We start from the raw sequence: 20,991 nt of genomic DNA on the forward strand, positions 1-20,991 counted from the left end.
CGGCCACCCATATCATAATGTCGTTGGGTGGCCGGGCGGGGGAGTGGGCCGGCACCGCATGCGCATCAGCGCATCAAATCAGGCTTACGCCTCCGGGTAGATCGGGAAGCGTTCGCACAGCGCACGGACGCGCTCGCGGACGTTCGCCTCGACCTGCGCGTCGCCAGCCTCGCCATTCTTGCGCAGCCCGTCGAGCACGTCGGCGACCATGTTGCCGATCTCGCGGAACTCGGCCGGGCCGAAGCCGCGGGTGGTGCCGGCGGGCGAACCGACGCGGATGCCGCTGGTCTTGACCGGGGGCAGCGGATCGTTGGGGATGCCGTTCTTGTTGCAGGTGATCGCCGCACGCTCGAGCGCTTCGTCGGCGTCCTTGCCGGTGACGCCGAGCGGGGTGAGGTCGATCAGCGCGAGGTGGGTGTCGGTGCCGCCCGAGACCACGGCCGCGCCGCGCTCCGAAAGCGTCGCGGCCAGCACCTTGGCATTCTCGACGATCGCAGCGGCATAGCTCTTGAAGTCGGGACGCAGCGCCTCGCCGAACGCGACCGCCTTGGCCGCGATGACGTGCATCAGCGGACCACCCTGAAGACCGGGGAACACCGCCGAGTTGATCTTCTTGGCGATCGCCTCGTCATTGGTGAACACCGCGCCGCCGCGCGGACCGCGCAGCGTCTTGTGCGTGGTGGTGGTGACGACATGTGCGTGGCCGAACGGGGTCGGGTGCACGCCACCGGCGACGAGGCCCGCGAAATGCGCCATGTCGACCATGAAGATCGCGCCCACTTCATCGGCGATCGCGCGGAACTTCGCGAAATCGATGTGGCGCGGATAGGCCGATCCGCCGGCGATGATGATGCGGGGGCTGTTCGCGCGGGCGAGCTCCGCAACCTGATCGTAATCGATCAGATGGGTGTCGGGCTTCACGCCATACTGGACCGCGTTGAACCACTTGCCCGACATCGCCGCCTTGGCGCCGTGCGTCAGGTGGCCGCCCGAATCGAGGCTGAGGCCGAGGATCGTATCGCCGGGCTTGGCGAGCGCGAGCATCACCGCGCCATTGGCCTGCGCGCCCGAATGCGGCTGGACGTTGGCGAAGTCGCAACCGAACAGTTCGCGCGACCGGTCGATCGCCAGCTGCTCGACTTCATCGGACGGGTGGCAGCCCTGATAATAGCGCTTGCCCGGATAGCCTTCGGCATATTTGTTGGTGAAGACGCTGCCCTGCGCTTCGAGCACGGCCTTGGAGACGATGTTCTCCGATGCGATCAGCTCGATCTGATAGCGCTCGCGCTCCAGTTCGTGACGGACGCCCGCGAATACGGCGGGGTCGGCGGTGGCGAGATCATTGGTGAAGAACCCGTCGGGCTGGACGGCGGAAATCGGATTGGTGCTCATGGTCTCTGGTCCTTCAGAGGGCCGGGTTGGTCAGCTTGTCCACCCGGCGCTGATGACGATCGCCGCCGAAACCGGTGGCGAGGAATTCGGTGATGCAGGCCTTGGCCATTTCGGGGCCGATCAGCCGGGCGCCCATGGCGATGACGTTCGCATCATTATGCTCGCGCGCGAGACGGGCGGAGAGCGGTTCCGAAACCAGCGCGCAACGCGCCTGCGGCACGCGGTTGACCGCGATCGAGATGCCGATGCCGCTGCCGCACAGCGCGACGCCGCGCTCGGCCTGGTTTTCCGCAATCGCCTTGCCCAGGGCAAGGCCGAAGTCGGGGTAATCGACGCTCGCCGGGCCATCGGTGCCCAGATCGAGCACCTCGTGTCCTTCGCCGCGCAGCCATTCGGCGAGCGCGGACTTGAGTTCCCAGGCGGCGTGATCCGAAGCGATGGCGATTCGCATTGGAAGAGCGGTTCATTCCTTGAGATGAGCGGATGCCCGGCTCTCTAGGCGCTTGGCGCGGCAAAGGCTACACCAGAAGCGCGAAACTTATCCTGGGGGAGGCCATGATGCGGCTTTGGGCGGTTGGAACGATGCTGGCGGGCGCGGCGGCGCTTTCGGCATGCGGCGAGATGAGCAACGAGACGCAGGCGGCCTTGGTCGAGAACGCCGTCGCCAATGCGCAGGCGATCGCCGAGAACGTTACGGCCGAAGCAGAAAAGGCGGAGAAGGCGGCGGAAGCGCCCAGCCGCGACGCGTGGCTGGGGAAATGGGTGGGCGTCGAGGGACTGGTGCTGACGATCGAGAAGGATCCGTCGGGGCCGGGCCGCTATCGCCTGATCAACACCTACAGCCTCGACGAGGGCGCGACCGGGACCTTTGCCGGGGTCGCGACCAACGAGGGTATCGCCTTCACCCGGCCGGACGGCGCCAAGGTGCTCCGCGCGACCGATGGCGCGGCGACCGGCCTGAAGTATCTCGACGGCAAGAAGGACTGTCTGACCGTCGGTGTCGGCGAGGGATACTGCCGGGACTGATTGCATGAAAGGCGGCACCGGCCCGCTCCCCCACCCCCGCTCCCCAGCACCAGTATCCTATGGGTGGCGGGGTGGGGGAGCGGGCCGGTGCCGAACCCAGCGAAGCATGACGGTTACGTGACGCCGGCCGTCACGCGACTGAAATGCGGGCGACCTAGGAGCCGGGAAATTCCCGGGAGCCACGACCATGGGTTCGATTGCCAGCCAGCCGCGCAACCGCGCGGTGCGCACCGCCGTTCACCGCCACGAGCATCTGAGCAAGGAAGGGTTGCTCGAACGCGCCTTCACCTTCGCGTTTCGCGGCCTGGTCTATGCCCAGATCTGGGAGGACCCCGAAGTCGATATGGAGGCGCTGGCGATCACGCCCGACTGCCATCTCGTCACAATCGCCAGCGGCGGGTGCAACGTCCTGTCCTACCTGACCGCCGATCCGGCGAAGATCACCGCGGTCGATCTCAACACCGCGCATATCGCGCTCAACAAGCTCAAGGTCGCGGCGGCGCAGCATCTGCCCGATCATGCCGCGTTCCACCGCTTCTTCGGCCAGGCCAACCGGGCGGAGAATATCGCGGCCTATCGCGAGACGCTCGCCCCGCATCTCGACGAGACCACGCGGCGTTACTGGGAAGGCCGCGACCTCGCCGGACGCCGCCGGATCAAGGGCTTTGCCGGCGGCTTCTACAAGCGCGGGCTGCTCGGCGGGTTCATCGGCGCGGCGCACCTGCTCGCCAAGCTCTATCGGATCGATCCGCGCGAGCTGCTCGCTGCGAAGACCCCCGAGGAGCAGCGCGAAATCTTCGAACGGCGGCTGGCGCCGGTGTTCGACAAGAAGTTCGTGCGCTGGCTGATCGAGCAGCCCGCTTCGCTGTTCGGCCTGGGCATCCCGCCCGCGCAGTACGAGGCGCTAGCCGCCGACGATCCGCGCGGGATCAAGGCGGTGCTGTTGCGGCGGCTGGAGAAGCTCGCCTGCGACTTCGACCTTTCGGACAACTACTTCGCCTGGCAGGCGTTCGGGCGCGGCTATGGCGAAGGCGCCGACGCGCCGCTGCCGCCCTATCTGCGCGCTGCGAATCACGAGGTCGTCCGCGAGCGCGCAAACCGCGTCGAGGTGCGGCACCAGAACTTCGTCGAATATCTGGAATCGATGCCCGAGGGTTCGCTCGACCGCTATATCCTGCTCGACGCGCAGGACTGGATGACCGACGCACAGCTCAACCGGCTATGGGGTGAGATCACGCGGACGGCCAAGCCCGAGGCGCGCGTGCTGTTCCGCACCGCCGCGGCGCCGACGCTGCTGCCCGGCCGCGTCGCCGACGCGATCCTGGACCGCTGGGACTATGCCGAGGCGGAGTCGCTGGATTTCACCGCGCGCGACCGCTCGGCCATCTATGGCGGCGTGCACCTCTATCGCCTGAAGCCGTGAGCGGGAGCCATGCTGCGCGGATGGACGGCGTCTATGCGGCGCAGCGGCACATCTACGACCTGACGCGCAAATACTACCTTCTCGGGCGCGACCGGCTGATCGCCGAGCTGGCACCGCCACCCGGGGGCACGGTGCTGGAGGTCGGCTGCGGCACCGCGCGCAACCTGATCGCGGCGGCGCGGCGCTGGCCGCAGGCCCGCTTCTACGGCCTCGACATTTCCGAGGCGATGCTGACGACCGCACGGGCCAAGGTGGCAAGCGCGGGACTGTCCGACCGGATCATGCTGGTGCAGGGCGACGCGGCGAAGTTCGATACCAAGGCGTTGTTCGGCCTGGACGGGTTCGACCGGGTGTTCCTGAGCTACACCCTGTCGATGATCCCCGACTGGACCGCGGCGATCGAGCAGGCGGCCAAGGCGGTGGCGGCCGGCGGGGCGCTGCGCGTCGTCGATTTCGGGCAGCAGGAGAAGCTGCCGGGATGGTGGCGGCAGGCGCTGTTCGCCTGGCTCGAACGCTTCCACGTCACCCCGCGGCGCGAGCTGCCGGTCGCGCTCAGGCACACCGCGATGGCAAACGGATTGGAGCTTGGCTTCGAGCCGTTGCTGCGCGGCTATGCGTGGAGCGGGAGCCTGCGGCGCGGCTAGCCCTGCCAGCCCCAGGGCAATGGGGGCGGCGCGACGGGCTTTGCGAGGTCGAACTCGACGCGGAAATGGCGGCCCGGGCGGCGCAGCTCATAAGCGAAACGCGTGCCATCGACTTCCATCGCCCAGACATTGGTCACCGAACGCTCGGCATTCAGCGACCGGAACAGCGCGATCGATTCGGCGTCGACCGGGAACTCCTGCCGAGCCGCGGTGCCGGGCGCCGCCGTGTCACCGCCGTACAGGGTGAGCTTGTCCGAAGTGCCGTCCTCATGGCGGTGATCGTGCTTGAGACGGACGCCGGTGGCGGTACGGCTGACGACCCAGGTGCGCGAGCGATCCTCGCCGACATGAAAGGGGATGCGCACCCGCCCCGGCTCACACGAAGCGACGTGCATCACCAGCGTCTTGTTCGCGAAGGCGGCGTCGGCGGGATCGTTGGTGACGACCCGCCCCGCGAATGCCTTGCCGCACAGCGGCGCGAGCCGGGCCATGAAAGCGTCGGCGGGTGCCGCGGGCCTGGGCGCGAAGCCGGGCAGCGCCGCAAGCGCGGCAAGGGCGAGCAAAGCCTTCATCCCATTCCTCACTTCGACGCGCGGCGCGCCTGCTTGCGCATCGATCCGCGCAGGAAGCGCGCGGCGAACCACATGCGGCGCGCGGTCTTGCCCACCAGCGTGTGGAGCGTGTCGCCATGCACGGCATCCCACGCCGCCTGCGCCGCCTGTTCGACGGGGGTGAATTCGAGCTGCGCCGCGCGCACGCGATCGCGCATCGTTTCGTTGCTGCCTACCGGCGTGCCGTCGAGGATCGCGGTATCGATGAAGCTCGGCAGCAGCGCGCGGACACGGATGCCCTCGCCATGCCATTCGGCGTCGAGCGCCTCGGTGAAGCCGCGCACCGCGAACTTGGTCGCCGAATAGATCGCGACGCCCATCGTGCCGTAGATGCCGGCGGCCGACGCGGTGTTGAGCAGGCAGCCGCCCGAGGCCTTCAAATAGCGATAGCCGGCATGCGCGCCATAGACGACACCCATCAAATTGATGTCGACGCAGCGGTCGAGCTCTTCGACCGTGGTCTGGGCGAAATTGCCGCCGACCCCGACCCCGGCATTGTTGAACAGCACGTCGAGCCTGCCACCGCTCTCGCCCACGAAATCGGCGAGCGCCCCATCCCAGGCCGCACGGTCGCGTACGTCGAGCTTGTGGACCGTGACCGGCGCGCCGCCGAGCAGCCGAGCCGTTTCCGCCATGCCGGCGTCGTTGATATCGGCAAGGCCGACACGCCAGCCGCGCGAGGCGAACAGGACCGCAACCGCCCGCCCGATGCCCGATCCACCGCCGGTGATGAAGATCGACTGCATGACCCCTCCCCTAAGACTCGCCGTACCGATCCATCGAAACCGGCTTCAGGTACAGGGGAGCAGAGCTAACCCGCTTTTGCAAGCGGACGTTACTCCACCAGCGCGTCGATCGCCTGCGCCATGTCGATATCGCGGCCCGACAGACCGCCGGCGTCGTGCGTGGTGAGCAGGATATCGACCCGGTTCCACACATTCGACCATTCGGGATGGTGATCGGACTTCTCAGCGAGCAGCGCGACCTGGGTCATGAAGGCGAAGGCCTGGCTGAAATCGTCGAAGGTGAAGCTGCGCGTGATCGCGTCGCGCTCCGCCTGATGATCCCATTCGGGCAGCCCCTCCAGCGCTTCTTCGCGTTCCGCCTGGCTCAGTTGCTCGACCATTCTTCCACTCCTTCGTTGGGTGGGGCATAGCGCAGGGCGATGGCTGACAAAACCGAGACTTTCGCGCCCAGCGCTGCCGATATGGAAGCGCTCGCCCGCGCCGCGCTGGCACGAATCCCCGAGCCGTTCGCGGCCTATCTGGCGGACGTCGTGCTGATGATCGAGGACTTCGCCGACGAGCAGACGCTGCGCGACATGAGGATGGAGGATCCGTTCGAGCTGACCGGCCTCTATTCGGGACGGCCGGTGGGCGAGAAGGACGGGTTCCTGGGCGAGCTGCCCCAGCCCGACACGATCCACCTCTATCGCCGTCCGCTGCTCGACGAATGGGTCGAGACCGGCGTGAGCCTGGAAGCGCTGGTCACCCATGTCGTGGTGCATGAGGTGGGGCATCATTTCGGCCTGTCGGACGACGACATGCACGCGCTGGAGGACAGCGTCGGGTGACCCCTCCCCGGCTCGCCTTTGAGGACGTGGCGTGCCTGCGCGGCGGGCGGCTGCTGTTCGAGGGGCTGAGCTTCGCGCTCGACGAAGGGGGCGCGGCGCTGGTGACCGGACCCAACGGCGCGGGCAAGTCGAGCCTGATCCGGGTCGCGGCAGGGTTGCTCAAACCGGCGGCGGGTGTCGTGGCCGTTGAGGGCGAACGCGCGCTGCTGACCGAGGCGGCAGCGCTCGATCCGGAATTGCCGGTGGGCAAGGCGTTGGGCTTCTGGGCGGGCCTTGACGGTCGGCGCGATGCCGCCGAGGCAGCGCTGAATGCGGTCGGGCTGGCGCATCTCGCACCGGTGCCGGTGCGGCTGCTCTCGACCGGGCAGCGGCGGCGCGTCGGGATCGCGCGCGTGGTGGCGAGCGGGGCGCCCATCTGGCTGCTCGACGAACCCGCCAATGGACTGGATCAGGCGGCGGTGGCCATGTTGGGTCATTTGATTTCCGAACATCGCCTCAATGGCGGGATCGTGGTGGTCGCAACACATCTGCCGATCCACATCCCCGGCGCGCATGGCGTGGTGATCGGGGACGCGGCATGAGCGGCTTGGCTTCGCTGGTGTGGCGCGAGCTGCGGCGGGCCTGGGCCGCCGGGGGCCTGACGCTGCCGGTCGCCTTCTTCCTGCTGGTGGCGATCCTGTTCCCCTTCGCGATCGGGCCGGAGGGCAAGCTGCTCGCGCGGATCGGCGGCGGGGTGATCTGGGCGGCGGCTTTGCTCGCAGCGCTGCTGCCGGTCGAGCGGCTGGTGAACCCTGATATCGAGAACGGCGTGCTCGACCAGCTCGCGGTGCGCGGCTGGACCGATGCGAGCGTGGCGGCGGCGAAGACATTGGGGCATTGGCTGGGCTTCGCGCCGACCTTGCTGGTGGCGACGGTGATCGCGGCGGCGCTGCTCAACCTCTCGCTCGACCAGACGCGCGCGGCGCTGGTTGCGCTGTTGATCGGCACGCCGGGGCTGGCGGCTTTGGGCGTGGCGACCGCGGCGCTGACGGCGGGGCTGCGCGGTGCGGGCGCGGTGGCGGGGCTGGTGATGCTGCCCTTCGCGGTACCGCTGCTGATCTTCGGCGCAGGCGCGATGGGGAATGATCCGGGCGCGATCAAGCTGCTCGGCGCGGTGAGTTTGTTGCTGGTCGCGGGGTGCCCGTTCGTCGCGGGCGCGGCGATGCGGATGGGGCGGGGTTAGAGGCTATGCAATTACTGATCGACGGGATGATGTCTGGAACCGGGATTCGAGATCGCATCAACGGTGGCTACATCGATCCCGAAGCACTCGGCCTTTCGTCTCCGCTAGTCGATGATTTGCGGATATGGCTCTCGCGATATGAGGACGCACACTACGCTGGCTTCGACGACGCGGAAGTCGTGTCGATGCTAGATCGGCAGGGTGTTGCTCTAGCCGAAAGGATGACCAAAGAGCGGACCAGCGACAAGGTTGGCTATTACTCAAACGCGCATCTGAAAGAGCTAGAGTAGCCGCGCTAACGACTCCATCGCGCGAAGATCGCGGTCGGCAGCAACAGCCCCCTCGCCTCTTCGCGCACGGCGAGTTCGCCGCATTCGATCTTGCCGCCGAGATCTGCGAAATGCTGGTTGAGCAGCTCGCCGATCGCCAGCGCGGACATTCGGATCGCGTAGACGGTGAGGAACAGGAAGCGCGAATCGGCGTCCAAGAGCTGGCGGCAATTGGCGATCAGGCTGGGCAGATCCTGCTCGAGCTGCCATACTTCCCCGGTCGGGCCGCGGCCATATTTGGGCGGGTCGAGCAATATGCCGTCATAGCGGCGGCCCCGACGCACCTCGCGCGCGACGAACTTGCCGGCGTCGTCGATGATCCAGCGGATCGGCTTGTCGCTCATATTCGAGAGCGCGGCGTTGCCCTTGGCGGCCTCGACCGATTTCTTGGAGGCGTCGACATGCACCATTTGCGCGCCGCTTGCCGCCATCGCCAGCGTGCCGACGCCGGTATAGCCGAACAGGTTCATGACGGTGGGCGCTTCGACTCCGGCGGTCTGCTGGCGCATCCAGCTCCACACCGGCGCCATGTCGGGGAAGAAGCCGAGATGGCGGAACGGCGTGGTCTGCGCGGTGAAGCGCACCTGGTCCCAGCCGAGCGGCCAACCTTCGCGCGGGACCGGCTTGGTGAAGACCCAGCGGCCGCCCCCCTCGTCATCGGGCGCGGGAGTGAACTCGCCGTGCGCGTCCCAGCCCTCGGACGCGGGCGCCCACATCGCCTGGGGTTCCGGGCGGATGAAGCGATAGTCGCCATAGCGCTCGAGCTTGCGGCCGTGGCCCGAGTCGACAAGGCCGTAATCGGCCCAGGGTTCGCCGGTGAGGGTGACGAGGTTCATGGCGCCCGTTTAGTTTGGTTCCGCCTCCGGCGGAAGCCGCACCGGCCCGCTCCCCCACCCGGCCACCCATATCATGCTACCGCTGGGTGGCCGGGTGGGGGAGCGGGCCGGTGCCGCCTGACTCAGGAACGCGGCTTGGCGCGCTCGGCGATATAGCCCGTAACCGCATCGAAGGTTGCGGGGAGGACGTCGTAGCGCTCCTCGCGGTCGAACAGATCGCCGATGCGGGCGGGGAGCGTCGGGCGGATGCCGGTGGCGCGCTCGACCGCGTCGCCGAACTTGGCCGGGTGCGCGGTGGCAAGGGTGACGATCGGCACATCCGTGGCGATGTCCGCGCGGCGCGCGGCGGCAAGGCCGATCGCGGTGTGCGGATCGAGGATCTCGTCGGCGCGGGCATGTGCCCAAGCCATCGCCTGCGCCATCTCCGCCGCATCGATCCGGTCGCTCGCGAACAGCTTGGCGGCGCCTTCCTGCTGCGCGTTGGTGAGGCGCATCGCCTTGCTCGCCTCGAACCCGCGCATCTGATCGGCGAGCGCGGCACCGTCGCGGCCGGCAAGGTCGAACAACAGCCGCTCGAAGTTCGAGCTGACCTGAATGTCCATGCTCGGCGCCGCGGTCGGGGTAACGGTGCCGGTCGAATAGTCGCCCGCCGACAGCGCGCGGTGAAGGATGTCGTTGACGTTGGTGGCGACGATCAGCTTCGCGACGGGCAGCCCCATCCGCGCCGCGACATAGCCTGCGAACACGTCGCCGAAATTACCGGTCGGCACCGAAAAGGCGACCGCGCGGTTCGGGGCGCCGAGGCGGACCGCAGCGTAGAAATAATAGACCACCTGCGCCATCAGCCGCGCCCAGTTGATCGAATTGACCGCGGTCACCTGGAACCGCCCGGCGAAACCGGCGTCGTTGAACATCGCCTTCACCATCGCCTGGGCGTCGTCGAAGCTGCCTTCGATGGCGATGTTGTGGACGTTGGGTGACAGCACCGTGGTCATCTGGCGGCGCTGGACGTCGCTCACCCGCTTGTTCGGGTGGAGCATGAAGATGTCGATCCCCTCACGCCCCGCCACCGCATCGATCGCGGCCGAGCCGGTGTCGCCGCTGGTCGCGCCGACGATGGTGAGGTGCTGGTCGGTGCCCTTGAGGAACCGCTCGAAGAACAGCCCAAGCAGCTGGAGCGCGACGTCCTTGAAGGCGAGCGTCGGGCCGTGGAACAGCTCGAGCAGGAAATGGCGGTGGTCGAGCTGGACGAGCGGGGTGACCGCATCGTGGCTGAACCGGCCATAGGCGGCGGTGCACAATTCGCGCAGCTCGGCTTCGCTGAGGCTGCCCGCGGTGAAGGGCGCCATCACGCGGACGGCGGTCTCGACGTACGACAGGCCCGCAAGGTCCGCGATCTGCTCCGGCGTGAAGCGCGGCCATTCCACGGGTACGTAGAGGCCGCCATCCTTGGCCAGCCCGGCAAGGGTGACGTCGCGGAAATCGAGTTCGGGCGCGGTGCCGCGCGTGCTCTGGTAGCGCATGGCTGAGCCGGTTAGCCGCGCGGGCGCCGGGCGGCAAGAAAGTCTAGCTTTGCGGCGGGCCAGATGGGTGCGCTGCCTTGCGACCGCGCCAGCGCAGCGCGAGGACATAGATCACCGCCGCCGCGAGCGCGAAGAGGAACCATTGGACGGCATAAGCGAGGTGGTTGTTGGGGACGCTCGACGGATCGGGCCGCGCGCTTTCGGCGAGACCGGGAGCCGGGGTCTCAGAGACCAGCATCAGCGTGCGCGGGCCAGGCTTGCCGAACAACGCGGCGATCTGCGGGGTCGAATCGGGGGCCTGGGTGATGCTGCCGGTCACCTCGCCGCCCTTCCACACCGGGACGACGCCCGGGGCCGTGCTGACGCCCATGTCGAATTTGGTGGTGAGCGCCTCCACGCCGGTGCGGCACTCGGCGATATGGCGCCAGCCCTTGGCGCCATTCTCGGCGCGGCCGGCCTGTTCGCTCCATCCGGTGACCTCAAGGCACATCGCGCTGGCGCGGCGGAAGAGATGCTCGTCGCCGACCGGCGGGCGTGGAAAGGCCATGACGGGCAGCGCGCTGTTGCCGGCATAGCGTGCGATCATCGCTTCCTTCTGCCCGCGCCGGTCGAGCTGCCAGATGCCGAGGCCGATCATCGCGGCGATGGCGAGTGCGACGATGACGGTGGGGATGACAGGGAGCTTCATGGGTGCGGCTCCTTGATGCGGCCCTCACGCGCGGAATTGCGATATTCGAGCGCCAGCAGCGCACCCTTGGCCCAGCGCAGCGAAACGATGACGAGCAGGGTCGTCAGCGGAATCCACAGCAGCAGATGGACCCAGACCGGCGGCCCGGCGGCGAGCTCAAGCCAGATCGAGAGAACGACGATGATCGTGCCGACGATCAGGGTGAGGAAGGCGGCGGGGCCATCCCCGACATTGAACGCGGCAAAATCGAGCCCGCAGCCCGGGCAGCGCGGGGCAAACTTCACCCAGCCCGCAAACAAAGAGGGCGCGCCGCAACGCGGACACGCCCCTTTGTATGCGCTTGCGATGACCGGAGGCCCAGCCTCGTTCACCGTTCGCTCTCGCTCATCGTCCGCGTCAGCCGTGGACCGGCGCGCCTGCGCTGCCCCAGACATAGACGACGACGAACAGGAACAGCCAGACAACGTCGACGAAGTGCCAGTACCAGGCAGCGGCTTCGAAGCCGAAATGCTGGCGCGGGGTGAAGTCGCCCTGATAGGCGCGCAGCAGGCAGACCATCAGGAACAGCGTGCCGACGATGACGTGGAAGCCGTGGAAGCCGGTCGCCATGTAGAAGGCCGACGAATAGTTCGACTTGCCGAACACGAACGGCGCATGGGCATATTCATAGGCCTGGATGGCCGAGAAGATCAGACCCAGGATGATGGTGAGCCACAGACCCTTCTTCACCACATCGTTCTCGCCGACGCCGATGAAGCCCCACAGGCCCTTCATCTCGCCGCCGCGCTGATTGTGGATCAGGCCGTGATGCGCCCAGGTGATGGTGGTGCCCGACAGCAGCAGGATGAAGGTGTTGAGCAGCGGGAGATGGAAGGCGTTCATCACTTCCATGCCCTTGGGCGGGAAGGTCGCGACCGCGCCCTCGAGGATCTCGACGACGCTGGCATGCTCGCCGCTGACCGCGATCGCCGCAGGGAAGAGCGCGAAATCGAACCACGCCCAGAACCAGCCGACGAAGAACATCACTTCCGAGGCGATGAACAGGATCATGCCGTAGCGCAGGTGAAGCTGGACGACCGGGGTGTGATCGCCGGCATTGGCTTCCTTGATCACATCGACCCACCAGGACGCCATGCAGAACAGGGTGGCGGCAAGGCCCGTCAGGAACACCCACATGCCGTGCGGATGCTCCTTCATCCACATCAAGCCGCCGGTCGCCAGCCACAAAGCGGCGAGCGAGCTGAGCATCGGCCACGGGCTGGGCGGGAGAATATGGTAATCGTGGTTCTTGGCGCCGGCCATTTTCCGTCCCTGTTCTAATGGCGTGTTTCCAGCCTCCCCTAAGGGGTGAGCTTGGCGGGTGCAATGGTGGTTGAGCGCCCTCAGCCCTTCGGTCGGGACTTGTCGGCCAGATAGAAGGTGTAGGAGAGGGTGATCTTCTCGATATCCCTGGTGTCCGGATCGGTCAGGATCTTGGGATCGACGAAGTAGATCACCGGCATGCGCACCGTCTCACCGGGCTTCAGCGTCTGCTCGGTGAAGCAGAAGCACTGGATCTTGCTGAAATATTTTCCGGCCGCCTCGGGCGTCACATTGTACGTCGCAGTGCCGGTGACCGGCACGGTGCCGGTGTTGGTCGCGGTGTAGAAGGCCATGTCGCGCGCGCCGATCGCGATCTGGTCCGACGCCATTTCGGGCTTGAACTTCCAGGTCAGCGCGGGGCTGACATTGCTGTCGAACGCCACGGTGATCTTGGCATCGACCGCGCCCGGCGCAGCCTCGGCCCGCATGGTGGTGCCGCCGAAGCCCGTCACCTGGCAGAAGAGGCGATAGAGCGGCACGCTGGCAAAGGCGACGCCGGTCATGGTGCAGACGCCCAGCACCGCGAGCAGCGCGGTACGCAGCTTGCGGTCGATCCTCATGTCGCCCTCAACGGGATGCCCTGGCTGATCTTCACGATGCTGATCGCGAACACCAGCACGACGAAGGCGAGCAGCAACAGCGCCATCACACGGGCACGCGACTTCTGCCGCGCGCGGACGATTTCTTCTTCTTCGGGAGTCATGCCAGCCACCGGTCTGCCGCGACTGCCGCGAACAGGATGAACAGATAGGAGATCGAGTAAGCGAACAGGCGCTTTTCGGGCTTCATGGTATCGCCCTCACCGGCCATGCGCATCGCGACCTGAAGCGCAAAGAGCGCGAACAATGCGGTCGTCGCCACTGCGGTGATGCCGTAGAGCGCGCCGGTGAGGCCGAGCGGCCAGGGCGCGATCGCGGCGACCGCCATCGGGATGGTGTAGAGCCCGATCTGGACGCGCGTCGCCTTCTCGCCGGCGACCACCGGAAGCATCGGCACGCCGGCATTGGCGTAGTCGGTCTTCACGAACAGCGCGAGCGCCCAGAAATGCGGCGGGGTCCACAGGAAGACGAGACCGAACAGCAGCACCGGGAGGAGCGCGACGTCGCCGGTCGCCGCAGCCCAGCCGATCAGCGGCGGGAAGGCGCCCGCCGCGCCGCCGATGACGATGTTCTGCGGCGTGCGGCGCTTGAGCCAGACGGTGTAGACGAGGACGTAGAACAGGATCGACAGCAACAGAATGCCCGCGGCGACATAGTTGACCGCAAGCCCCATCAGGATGACCGAGAGCGCCGCCACCCCGACGCCGAAATGCAGCGCCGACTGGCGGTCCATGCGGCCGGCAGGAAGCGGGCGGCCCTGGGTCCGCTTCATCTTCGAATCGAGATCCGCCTCATACCATTGGTTGAGCGCGCCTGCCGCGCCGGCACCCAATGCGATGCAGAGTATCGCGGTGAAGCCGAGCACGGGATTGATCGAAACCGGCGCAGCAAGCATGCCGCAAAGCCCGGTGAACACGACCAGGGTCATCACCCGCGGCTTGGTGAGCGCGAGGAAGTCGCGCCAGTCGGCGGGCAGGATCAGGGCGTGGTTGGCGACGGACATTTGCCCGGGCCTATAGGCCGGGTTGACGTTCGGGGGAAGGGTGCTGGACCTCGATCCCATGCGGGACGCACATGGCCCCGCTTTCGCCGACAAAACGGACAAGCAGCAAGGCGCAGCCAGCCGCCGCCCAGAGGGCCTGGAGTCCCGCCGCGGCATAGGCGAGTCCGCCGGCGACTCCGCCCATGATCAGCCCGGTCCATAGCAGCGCGTAGGGCAGCCACCCGAACCGTGGACCTCCCGTCATCGCCTGCGCGATCCGCTGGCCGATCTTGACCAGCGCGCCGGTCATGTAGGTGAGGCCGATCGCATCGCCGCCGTCGGCGAACACGCCATTCTCCGCCCCCATCGCGGCGGCGGCAAAGGCGAGCGTAACCGGGACCGGGACCAGCCCGATGCTGGCCGCGGCACAGACGAGCAGGCCGAAGACCAGCAGCATCACCCGCCGCCTGCGTCCGGGACGCCGCCCTGCCACCAGCGTGGCCGCGACGACGCCACTCACGAACGCCGCGATCAGCATCAAGACAACTCCGACGATTTCCCCGCCCGCAACGGCGACACCGAGGCGGGTCGAGTTGCCGCTCATGAACGACACGAAATAGCCGCCCGACGCGATGAACGCGATCGCATCGACATAGCCCGCCAGGAAGGAGAGGGCGATGGCAACACACTGGCGGCGGCGATCGAGGCTGGTCATGCGTTCCCTATAGCTGGCGGAGGGCATGTGCGCGAGCAAGCTACCCAGCAGACGGGAGCCTGTTGCTCACTCCGCCCGGTGAAGGCCTCAAGCGCGAGCCATTGCGGGGCGCGGTGCAGATTGTGGATCGCTACCGGCGGAGGAGAATCGCGTTCGATCAGACAACCCATCGACATCGAGATCGCACCGGGCAGCGCTTCGACCGGGCTGTCGCTCAACGCGGCGGTCGGCACCATGTCGGACTGGGGCAAGGCGCACGAGGCGCGGATGGCTGCGTCGGCCTGACTTAACGAAAACGCCCCGGAGTTTCCTCCGGGGCGCTCCGTTTCAGCCGTCGCTGAAAACTCAGTGGTGCTTGTCGTCGTCGATGACAGGCAGCGTTTCGAACTGGTGGAACGGCGGTGGGCTGGACAGCGTCCATTCGAGCGTCGTCGCGCCCTCGCCCCACGGGTTCGCCGGCGCCTTCTTGCCCGCGATCAGCGACCAGATCACGTTGATGAAGAAGATCACCACGCCGATCAGCATCAGCACATAGCCCCAGCTCGCGATCTCGTTCCAATATGCATAGGCATCCGGATAGTCGGGATAGCGGCGCGGCATACCCTGCAGGCCCAGGAAATGCATCGGGAAGAACAGCACGTTCACGCCGACGAAGAACACCCAGAAGTGCAGCTGGCCGAGGAACTCGCTGTACATCTTCCCGAACATCTTCGGGAACCAGTAGTAGAAGCCGGCGAACAGGCCGAACACCGCGCCCAGCGAGAGCACATAGTGGAAGTGCGCGACGACATAGTAGGTATCGTGCATATAGTCGTCGACGCCGCCGTTCGCGAGCACCACGCCGGTAACGCCGCCCACGGTGAACATGAAGATGAAGCCGATCGCCCAGACCATCGGGGTCTTGAAGCTCATCGAGCCGCCCCACATGGTGGCGATCCACGAGAAGATCTTCACGCCGGTCGGCACCGCGATGATCATCGTCGCGGCGGTGAAGTACATCTTCACGTTCACGCTCATGCCGGTCGTGAACATGTGGTGCGCCCACACGACGAACCCGACCACGCCGATCGCGACCATGGCATAGGCCATGCCGAGATAGCCGAACACCGGCTTGCGGCTGAAGGTCGCGACGATCTGGCTGATGATGCCGAAGCCCGGCAGGATCATGATGTACACTTCGGGGTGACCGAAGAACCAGAACAGGTGCTGGTAGAGCACCGGATCGCCGCCGCCGGCGGGATCGTAGAAGGTGGTGCCGAAGTTACGGTCGGTCAGCAGCATGGTGATCGCCGCGGCCAGAACCGGCAGCGCGAGCAGCAGCAGGAAGGCGGTGATCAGCACCGACCACACGAACAACGGCATCTTGTGCAGGGTCATGCCCGGCGCGCGCATGTTGAAGATGGTGGTGATGAAGTTGATCGCGCCCAGGATCGAGCTGGCGCCCGCGAGGTGGAGCGACAGGATCGCCATATCGACCGACGGCCCCGGCTCGCCATAGGTGGAGAGCGGCGCATAGACGGTCCAGCCGGTGCCTGCGCCGCCGCCGATAAAGGGCGAAGCGAGCAGCAGCACGAAGGCCGGGATGAGCAGCCAGAAGGACAGGTTGTTCATGCGCGGGAACGCCATGTCCGGCGCGCCGATCATGATCGGAACGAACCAGTTGCCGAAGCCGCCGATCATCGCGGGCATGACCATGAAGAACACCATGATCAGGCCGTGCGCGGTGATCAGCACGTTCCAGAAATGCTGGGCTTCGTCGAAGGTCTGCGGACCGCCATGCACCCATTCGGCGATATAGCCGAGATGCTGGATGCCGGGCTCGGCGAGCTCGAGGCGCATCACGCCCGAGATCGCGCCACCGATGATCCCCGCGATGATCGCGAAGATCAGGTAGAGGGTGCCGATATCCTTGTGGTTGGTCGACAGGAACCAGCGCGCGAAGAAGCCGGGCTTGTGATCCGCGTCATGGTGGTGGTCGTCATGCGCCGTGAAGGCGTGGGCGTCGCGGGCTGCGTCGGTCATGGCTTACTGGTCCGCTTGATTGGTGGTGGCGGCCGCTTCGGCCGCGTTGTCGGCAGGCGTTTCAGCCGTGTTGCCGGCAGGCGCGGCCGCCGGAGCCGCGGCAGCAGCGGGCTTGGCCGCTTCGGGCATCTTGCCGCCCTTGGCCGCGACCCACTGCGCGAACACCGCAGGCTCGACCGCTTCGACCACGATCGGCATATAGGCATGGCGCGCACCGCAGAGTTCGGAGCACTGGCCGAAATAGACGCCGGGCTTGTCGACGATGAAGCTGGTCTCGTTGAGGCGGCCGGGGACCGCGTCGATCTTGATCCAGAAGGCCGGGATCGCCCAGCTGTGGATCACGTCGTTGGCGGTGGCGATCAGGCGGATCGGGGTGCCGACCGGAACGACGATGCGGTTGTCGGCCGCGAGCAGGCGCGGGCCATCGACGTCGGTACGGTAGCGCGCGCCCTTGGCCAGCGTCGGATCGCCCTTTTCCTTGAGCATGTTCGCGGTGATCGAGATCGCGCCATGGTCGGGATATTCGTAGCTCCAGTACCACTGGTTGCCGATCGCCTTGATCGTCACCGCATTGTCGGGCGCCGGCTTGAACTGCTTGGCGAGCAGCGAGATCGACGGCCAGGCGATGACCGCGAGGATCAGCACCGGAACCACGGTCCAGATGATCTCGATCAGCGTGTTGTGGCTGGTCTTGGAAGGATTGGGGTTCGCCTTGCGGCGATAGCGCAGGATCGTCCAGCCGAGCAGGATCAGCACGAAGACCGAAATGATCGTGATGATCGGCAGCAGGATCCAGTTGTGGAAATGCGCCGCGCTCTCGCCGAGCTTGGTCACCTGCGGCTGGATGCCGATATGCTTGTCGACCGGCTGGCCGATGCCCGGAGTCGGGCCGTTCTTGTGCGTGCCGTCCGGATTGAGCGTCGGGTCCGCGGGAGTCGCAGCGGCGGGCGCAGCAGCCTCGGTGGTGGCGGCAGCCGGCGCCGCAGCAGCAGCCGGCGATTCGACCGCGACCGGCGCGGGCGCCTTGGGCGCTTCGGCGGCCGGCACGCTCGGAGCCGCCGCGGGGGCGGTCTGGGCCTGGGCCATGCCGCCGGCGAGCGCGAGGCCAGCGGCCAGGACGATCGCCTTCAATCCATGCATGCGCATCTTGTCGTTGTACCCCATGTTTCCTTCACCCCCCTTTCGAGGGCACGCCGGGTCTCCGGTCGTGCGGACGCAACTCGCCCGTTGGCGCAGGCCTATAGCAGCAAGATCGCGTGTCTCAAGCTAGTCGCGCCTCTTTTTAGCTCGCGGTACCAGCCCGCTCCCCGCCGGAAGAAGCCGTGGTTGCGGCGCAGGCAGGCCGCGCCTAGATGCGGACAGCGCGAAGAAGCCGGGCAAAAAGGTGGGATGACGGATGACTGACGAAGAGGTTCTGGACGAGTTTCGCGCCGCGGAAGCGCTGCTGGAAGGTCATTTCATCCTGTCGTCGGGCTTGCGCAGCCCGCGCTACCTGCAATGTGCGCGCGTGCTGATGAACCCTTCGCGCGCCGGCCGGCTGGCGGAAGCCGTCGCGGCGAAGATTCCCGCAGAGCTCCGGGCCCAGATCAGCGCGGTCGTCGCTCCGGCGATGGGCGGCGTCATCGCCGGACAGGAAGTGGCGCGCGCCCTCGACGTCGATGCGATGTTCGTCGAGCGCCCCACCGGCACCTTCGAACTGCGTCGCGGCTTCCGCCTGTCGCCGGGCCAGAAGGTGCTGATGATGGAGGACGTCGTCACCACCGGGCTGTCGTCGCGCGAGGCGATCAAGGCGATCGAGGACGCTGGCGGTGAGGTGATCGTCGCGGCGAGCCTGGTCGACAGGTCCAACGGCACCGCCGATCTCGGCGTTCCCTTCTTCCCGCTGATCCGACTCGACGTGCCGAGCTACGAAGCCGATTCGCTCCCGCCCGAACTGGCGGCGATTCCGGCGATCAAGCCGGGGAGCCGCGTGGGAGCATGACCGCGCCGCACCTGCGCCTCGGCGTGAACATCGATCATGTCGCCACCGTGCGGAACGCGCGCGGCAGCGGCTATCCCGATCCGGTGCGCGCGGCGCTGCTCGCGGCGCAGGCCGGGGCGGACGGGATCACCGCGCATCTGCGCGAGGACCGGCGGCATATCACCGACGACGACATCGCGCGCCTCTCGGCCGAGTTGCCGGTGCCGCTCAACCTCGAGATGGCGGCGACCGAGGAGATGCTGGGCATCGCGCTGCGCCACAAGCCGCACGCGGCCTGCATCGTGCCGGAGAAGCGCGAGGAGCGCACGACCGAGGGCGGGCTGGACGCGCGCGGGCAGCATAATCTGCTCGCGCCGATGGTGACCCAGCTGCGCAACGCCAATATCCGCGTCTCGCTGTTCATCGAGCCCGACCCCGCGCAGATCGAGGCGGCGGTGCGGCTCGGCGCGCCGGTGGTCGAGCTGCATACCGGCCGCTATTGCGAGCTGGAGGGCGAGGCCCAGACCGCCGAGCTGCGCCGCATCGCCGACGCCGCCGCGCTGGCCGCAAAGAACGGGATCGAGGTTCATGCCGGACATGGCCTGACCTTCGACAATGTCGTGCCGGTCGCCGCGATCCCGCAGCTTGCCGAACTAAACATCGGCCATTTCCTGATCGGCGAGGCGATCTTCGACGGACTCGCCCCGGTGGTGCAAAGGATGCGCGCGCTGATGGATGCGGCGCGGTGATGTGCGCTGAAGCGCGCGGCTCCGCGATAGCGGACAAGCAAGCGTGATCATCGGCATCGGCTCCGACCTCTGCAACATCGAGCGGATCCAGGCGACGCTCGACCGGTTCGGGATGCGCTTCGAGCAGCGCGTCTTCACCGATGTCGAGCTGCGCAAAGCGGCGAAGCGCCCGCTCAACTATGCCGCCACGCTGGCCAAGCGCTTCGCCGCGAAAGAGGCCTTTTCCAAGGCGGTCGGCACCGGATTCAAGGCCGGGGTGTTCATGCGCGACATCGGCGTGGTCAACGCCCCGTCCGGTGCGCCGACGCTGGCGCTGACCGGCGGCGCGAAGGCGCGGCTTGACGCCATGACGCCCGCCGGTCACGTCGCGAAGGTGCATCTGACGCTGACCGACGATCACCCCTGGGCGCAGGCACTGGTGGTGATCGAAGCGCTGCCGGAGGCGTAGCGAATGGCCGAGGAGTTGGCGTTGAGTGCGAAGACGGACCTGAAGACGGACAAGGCTGGCACCGACTGGTGGGGCGAGATCAAGGGCATCCTCTGGCTGATCCTGGCGGTGCTCGGCTTTCACAGCCTGGTCGCCAAGCCCTTCTACATCCCCTCCGAATCGATGATGCCGTCGCTGCTGATCGGCGACCGGCTGGTGGTGACCAAATATCCCTATGGCTATTCCTACGTCACCCCCACCTTCCACGTCCTGCCCTTCATCAAGGGGCGGCTGTTCGGGAGCCTGCCCAGGCGCGGCGACATCGTGATCGTCACGCCGACCCACGCGCGCACCGACTATATCAAGCGCGTGATCGGTCTGCCCGGCGACCTGATCGAGATGCATGGCGGCATCCTCTATATCAACGGGCGCCAGGTGACGCGCACGCGGCAAGGCGACCGGCTGATCCCCATCGACGCCAACACCCGCTGCGGCCTCGATACGCAACCCGACGAACGCAACCTCTATGAGGGCCGCGTGGTGACCGACGCGTCGGGCAAGCAGTTCTGCAAGGTGCCGATCCTGCGCGAGACCTTGCCCGAAGGCGCAAGCTACGACACGATCGATCTTGCGATGACCGGCAGCGACAATTTCGGACCGATCCGGATTCCCGCCGGCCACGTCTTCCTGATGGGCGACAACCGCGACAACAGCGCCGACAGCCGCATGACCCTCGCCCAGAACGGCCTTGGCGGCGCAGTGCCGATCGAGAATATCGGCGGACGCGCCGAGTTCATCACCTTCAGCCTCGATGGCAGCGCGAGCTGGAATCCGCTGAGCTGGGCGGGCTCGTTCCGCTCGGGCCGCGCGGGCAGCTCACTCCACCCCGAACGCCCCGCGGAGTAACC

General features: G+C 67.0%; 28 protein-coding genes. 12 read left to right on the forward strand and 16 right to left on the reverse strand.

Annotation, left to right across the window (positions count from 1 at the left end):
• Positions 1–84: 84 nt before the first annotated feature.
• Positions 85–1,392, reverse strand: coding sequence for a serine hydroxymethyltransferase (gene glyA / locus BDW16_RS09800; RefSeq protein WP_066579098.1), 1,308 nt, complete (start codon positions 1,390–1,392; stop codon positions 85–87).
• Between the two features lie 13 nt (positions 1,393–1,405).
• On the reverse strand, positions 1,406–1,843 hold the full coding sequence (gene rpiB, locus BDW16_RS09805) for a ribose 5-phosphate isomerase B (RefSeq protein WP_066579100.1): 438 nt from the start codon (positions 1,841–1,843) through the stop codon (positions 1,406–1,408).
• Positions 1,844–1,947: 104 nt separating this feature from the next.
• Between rpiB and BDW16_RS09810 the strand changes: the two genes are divergently transcribed.
• The 3 genes from BDW16_RS09810 (at position 1,948) to BDW16_RS09820 (ending at position 4,485) form a co-directional block, all read left to right on the forward strand.
• A complete protein-coding gene (locus BDW16_RS09810) occupies positions 1,948–2,418 on the forward strand; it encodes a hypothetical protein (protein WP_198585786.1) in 471 nt (156 codons plus the stop codon).
• Between the two features lie 187 nt (positions 2,419–2,605).
• Complete coding sequence (locus BDW16_RS09815; RefSeq protein WP_066581329.1) at positions 2,606–3,841, forward strand: BtaA family protein; 1,236 nt, start codon at positions 2,606–2,608, stop codon at positions 3,839–3,841.
• Positions 3,842–3,861: 20 nt separating this feature from the next.
• Complete coding sequence (locus BDW16_RS09820) at positions 3,862–4,485, forward strand: class I SAM-dependent methyltransferase (RefSeq protein WP_066581327.1); 624 nt, start codon at positions 3,862–3,864, stop codon at positions 4,483–4,485.
• Here the strand turns inward: BDW16_RS09820 and BDW16_RS09825 are convergent.
• The 3 genes from BDW16_RS09825 to BDW16_RS09835 form a co-directional block, all read right to left on the reverse strand.
• Positions 4,482–5,057, reverse strand: a complete 576-nt coding sequence (locus tag BDW16_RS09825; protein WP_066581326.1) for a hypothetical protein — start codon at positions 5,055–5,057, stop codon at positions 4,482–4,484. The genes BDW16_RS09820 and BDW16_RS09825 overlap by 4 nt on opposite strands.
• An 8-nt stretch (positions 5,058–5,065) precedes the next feature.
• Positions 5,066–5,842 carry an SDR family oxidoreductase gene (locus BDW16_RS09830; RefSeq protein ID WP_066581325.1) on the reverse strand — a complete coding sequence of 259 codons (777 nt, stop codon included), beginning with the start codon at positions 5,840–5,842 and terminating at the stop codon, positions 5,066–5,068.
• An 89-nt stretch (positions 5,843–5,931) separates the two neighbouring features.
• The gene (locus tag BDW16_RS09835) at positions 5,932–6,222 is read right to left on the reverse strand and encodes a 4a-hydroxytetrahydrobiopterin dehydratase (protein ID WP_066581323.1); all 291 of its coding nucleotides are present in this window, start codon (positions 6,220–6,222) and stop codon (positions 5,932–5,934) included.
• Between the two features lie 39 nt (positions 6,223–6,261).
• On the opposite strand from BDW16_RS09835, the gene BDW16_RS09840 reads away from it, so the two are divergent.
• Genes BDW16_RS09840 through BDW16_RS09855 form a run of 4 tightly spaced genes read left to right on the forward strand, consistent with a single transcriptional unit; the run spans position 6,262 to position 8,181 of the window.
• Complete coding sequence (locus BDW16_RS09840; RefSeq protein WP_066581319.1) at positions 6,262–6,669, forward strand: metallopeptidase family protein; 408 nt, start codon at positions 6,262–6,264, stop codon at positions 6,667–6,669.
• Positions 6,666–7,250 carry a heme ABC exporter ATP-binding protein CcmA gene (gene ccmA / locus BDW16_RS09845; protein WP_066581317.1) on the forward strand — a complete coding sequence of 195 codons (585 nt, stop codon included), beginning with the start codon at positions 6,666–6,668 and terminating at the stop codon, positions 7,248–7,250. The genes BDW16_RS09840 and ccmA overlap by 4 nt, the downstream gene beginning before the upstream one ends.
• Complete coding sequence (locus tag BDW16_RS09850; protein WP_066581315.1) at positions 7,247–7,891, forward strand: heme exporter protein CcmB; 645 nt, start codon at positions 7,247–7,249, stop codon at positions 7,889–7,891. Before ccmA ends, BDW16_RS09850 begins: the two co-directional genes overlap by 4 nt.
• A gap of 5 nt (positions 7,892–7,896) precedes the next feature.
• On the forward strand, positions 7,897–8,181 hold the full coding sequence (locus tag BDW16_RS09855; protein WP_066581313.1) for a hypothetical protein: 285 nt from the start codon (positions 7,897–7,899) through the stop codon (positions 8,179–8,181).
• A 5-nt stretch (positions 8,182–8,186) separates the two neighbouring features.
• Here BDW16_RS09855 and BDW16_RS09860 read toward each other — a convergent pair whose 3' ends face one another.
• From BDW16_RS09860 to BDW16_RS09895, 9 genes are all read right to left on the reverse strand, one after another.
• Positions 8,187–9,056, reverse strand: coding sequence for a class I SAM-dependent methyltransferase (locus tag BDW16_RS09860; RefSeq protein ID WP_066581312.1), 870 nt, complete (start codon positions 9,054–9,056; stop codon positions 8,187–8,189).
• Positions 9,057–9,178: 122 nt separating this feature from the next.
• Positions 9,179–10,579, reverse strand: a complete 1,401-nt coding sequence (gene thrC, locus BDW16_RS09865) for a threonine synthase (RefSeq protein WP_066581308.1) — start codon at positions 10,577–10,579, stop codon at positions 9,179–9,181.
• A 43-nt stretch (positions 10,580–10,622) separates the two neighbouring features.
• Entirely contained in the window at positions 10,623–11,267 is a 645-nt protein-coding gene (locus BDW16_RS09870) for an SURF1 family protein (RefSeq protein ID WP_066581306.1), read from the reverse strand.
• On the reverse strand, positions 11,264–11,701 hold the full coding sequence (locus BDW16_RS09875) for a DUF983 domain-containing protein (RefSeq protein ID WP_083954448.1): 438 nt from the start codon (positions 11,699–11,701) through the stop codon (positions 11,264–11,266). The genes BDW16_RS09870 and BDW16_RS09875 overlap by 4 nt, the downstream gene beginning before the upstream one ends.
• Positions 11,664–12,569 carry a cytochrome c oxidase subunit 3 gene (locus BDW16_RS09880; RefSeq protein WP_066581303.1) on the reverse strand — a complete coding sequence of 302 codons (906 nt, stop codon included), beginning with the start codon at positions 12,567–12,569 and terminating at the stop codon, positions 11,664–11,666. The genes BDW16_RS09875 and BDW16_RS09880 overlap by 38 nt, the downstream gene beginning before the upstream one ends.
• An 80-nt stretch (positions 12,570–12,649) precedes the next feature.
• The gene (locus BDW16_RS09885) at positions 12,650–13,189 is read right to left on the reverse strand and encodes a cytochrome c oxidase assembly protein (protein WP_066581301.1); all 540 of its coding nucleotides are present in this window, start codon (positions 13,187–13,189) and stop codon (positions 12,650–12,652) included.
• On the reverse strand, positions 13,186–13,332 hold the full coding sequence (locus tag BDW16_RS21485; protein WP_164513670.1) for a hypothetical protein: 147 nt from the start codon (positions 13,330–13,332) through the stop codon (positions 13,186–13,188). Before BDW16_RS21485 ends, BDW16_RS09885 begins: the two co-directional genes overlap by 4 nt.
• The gene (locus BDW16_RS09890) at positions 13,329–14,231 is read right to left on the reverse strand and encodes a heme o synthase (RefSeq protein WP_066581299.1); all 903 of its coding nucleotides are present in this window, start codon (positions 14,229–14,231) and stop codon (positions 13,329–13,331) included. The genes BDW16_RS21485 and BDW16_RS09890 overlap by 4 nt, the downstream gene beginning before the upstream one ends.
• A gap of 10 nt (positions 14,232–14,241) precedes the next feature.
• Positions 14,242–14,925, reverse strand: a complete 684-nt coding sequence (locus BDW16_RS09895) for a YoaK family protein (protein WP_066581297.1) — start codon at positions 14,923–14,925, stop codon at positions 14,242–14,244.
• A 120-nt stretch (positions 14,926–15,045) separates the two neighbouring features.
• On the opposite strand from BDW16_RS09895, the gene BDW16_RS21320 reads away from it, so the two are divergent.
• A complete protein-coding gene (locus BDW16_RS21320; RefSeq protein WP_157081432.1) occupies positions 15,046–15,210 on the forward strand; it encodes a hypothetical protein in 165 nt (54 codons plus the stop codon).
• A 60-nt stretch (positions 15,211–15,270) separates the two neighbouring features.
• Here BDW16_RS21320 and ctaD read toward each other — a convergent pair whose 3' ends face one another.
• Both ctaD and coxB read right to left on the reverse strand, forming a co-directional pair.
• On the reverse strand, positions 15,271–16,947 hold the full coding sequence (gene ctaD / locus BDW16_RS09900; protein ID WP_066581295.1) for a cytochrome c oxidase subunit I: 1,677 nt from the start codon (positions 16,945–16,947) through the stop codon (positions 15,271–15,273).
• A gap of 3 nt (positions 16,948–16,950) precedes the next feature.
• The gene (coxB, locus tag BDW16_RS09905; protein ID WP_241230440.1) at positions 16,951–18,111 is read right to left on the reverse strand and encodes a cytochrome c oxidase subunit II; all 1,161 of its coding nucleotides are present in this window, start codon (positions 18,109–18,111) and stop codon (positions 16,951–16,953) included.
• 232 nt (positions 18,112–18,343) lie between these two features.
• On the opposite strand from coxB, the gene pyrE reads away from it, so the two are divergent.
• From pyrE to lepB, 4 genes are read left to right on the forward strand one after another with little or no spacing between them, the layout of a single operon-like run.
• Entirely contained in the window at positions 18,344–18,928 is a 585-nt protein-coding gene (pyrE, locus tag BDW16_RS09910; protein ID WP_066581294.1) for an orotate phosphoribosyltransferase, read from the forward strand.
• Entirely contained in the window at positions 18,925–19,656 is a 732-nt protein-coding gene (locus tag BDW16_RS09915) for a pyridoxine 5'-phosphate synthase (protein ID WP_066581289.1), read from the forward strand. The genes pyrE and BDW16_RS09915 overlap by 4 nt, the downstream gene beginning before the upstream one ends.
• 43 nt (positions 19,657–19,699) lie before the next feature.
• Positions 19,700–20,104, forward strand: coding sequence for a holo-ACP synthase (gene acpS, locus BDW16_RS09920; RefSeq protein WP_066581287.1), 405 nt, complete (start codon positions 19,700–19,702; stop codon positions 20,102–20,104).
• Positions 20,105–20,107: 3 nt separating this feature from the next.
• On the forward strand, positions 20,108–20,989 hold the full coding sequence (gene lepB, locus BDW16_RS09925; RefSeq protein WP_066581285.1) for a signal peptidase I: 882 nt from the start codon (positions 20,108–20,110) through the stop codon (positions 20,987–20,989).
• The last annotated feature ends 2 nt before the right edge of the window (positions 20,990–20,991 follow it).

Origin of the sequence: Sphingomonas koreensis, assembly GCF_002797435.1 — a bacterium.
Taxonomy (GTDB): domain Bacteria; phylum Pseudomonadota; class Alphaproteobacteria; order Sphingomonadales; family Sphingomonadaceae; genus Sphingomonas; species Sphingomonas koreensis.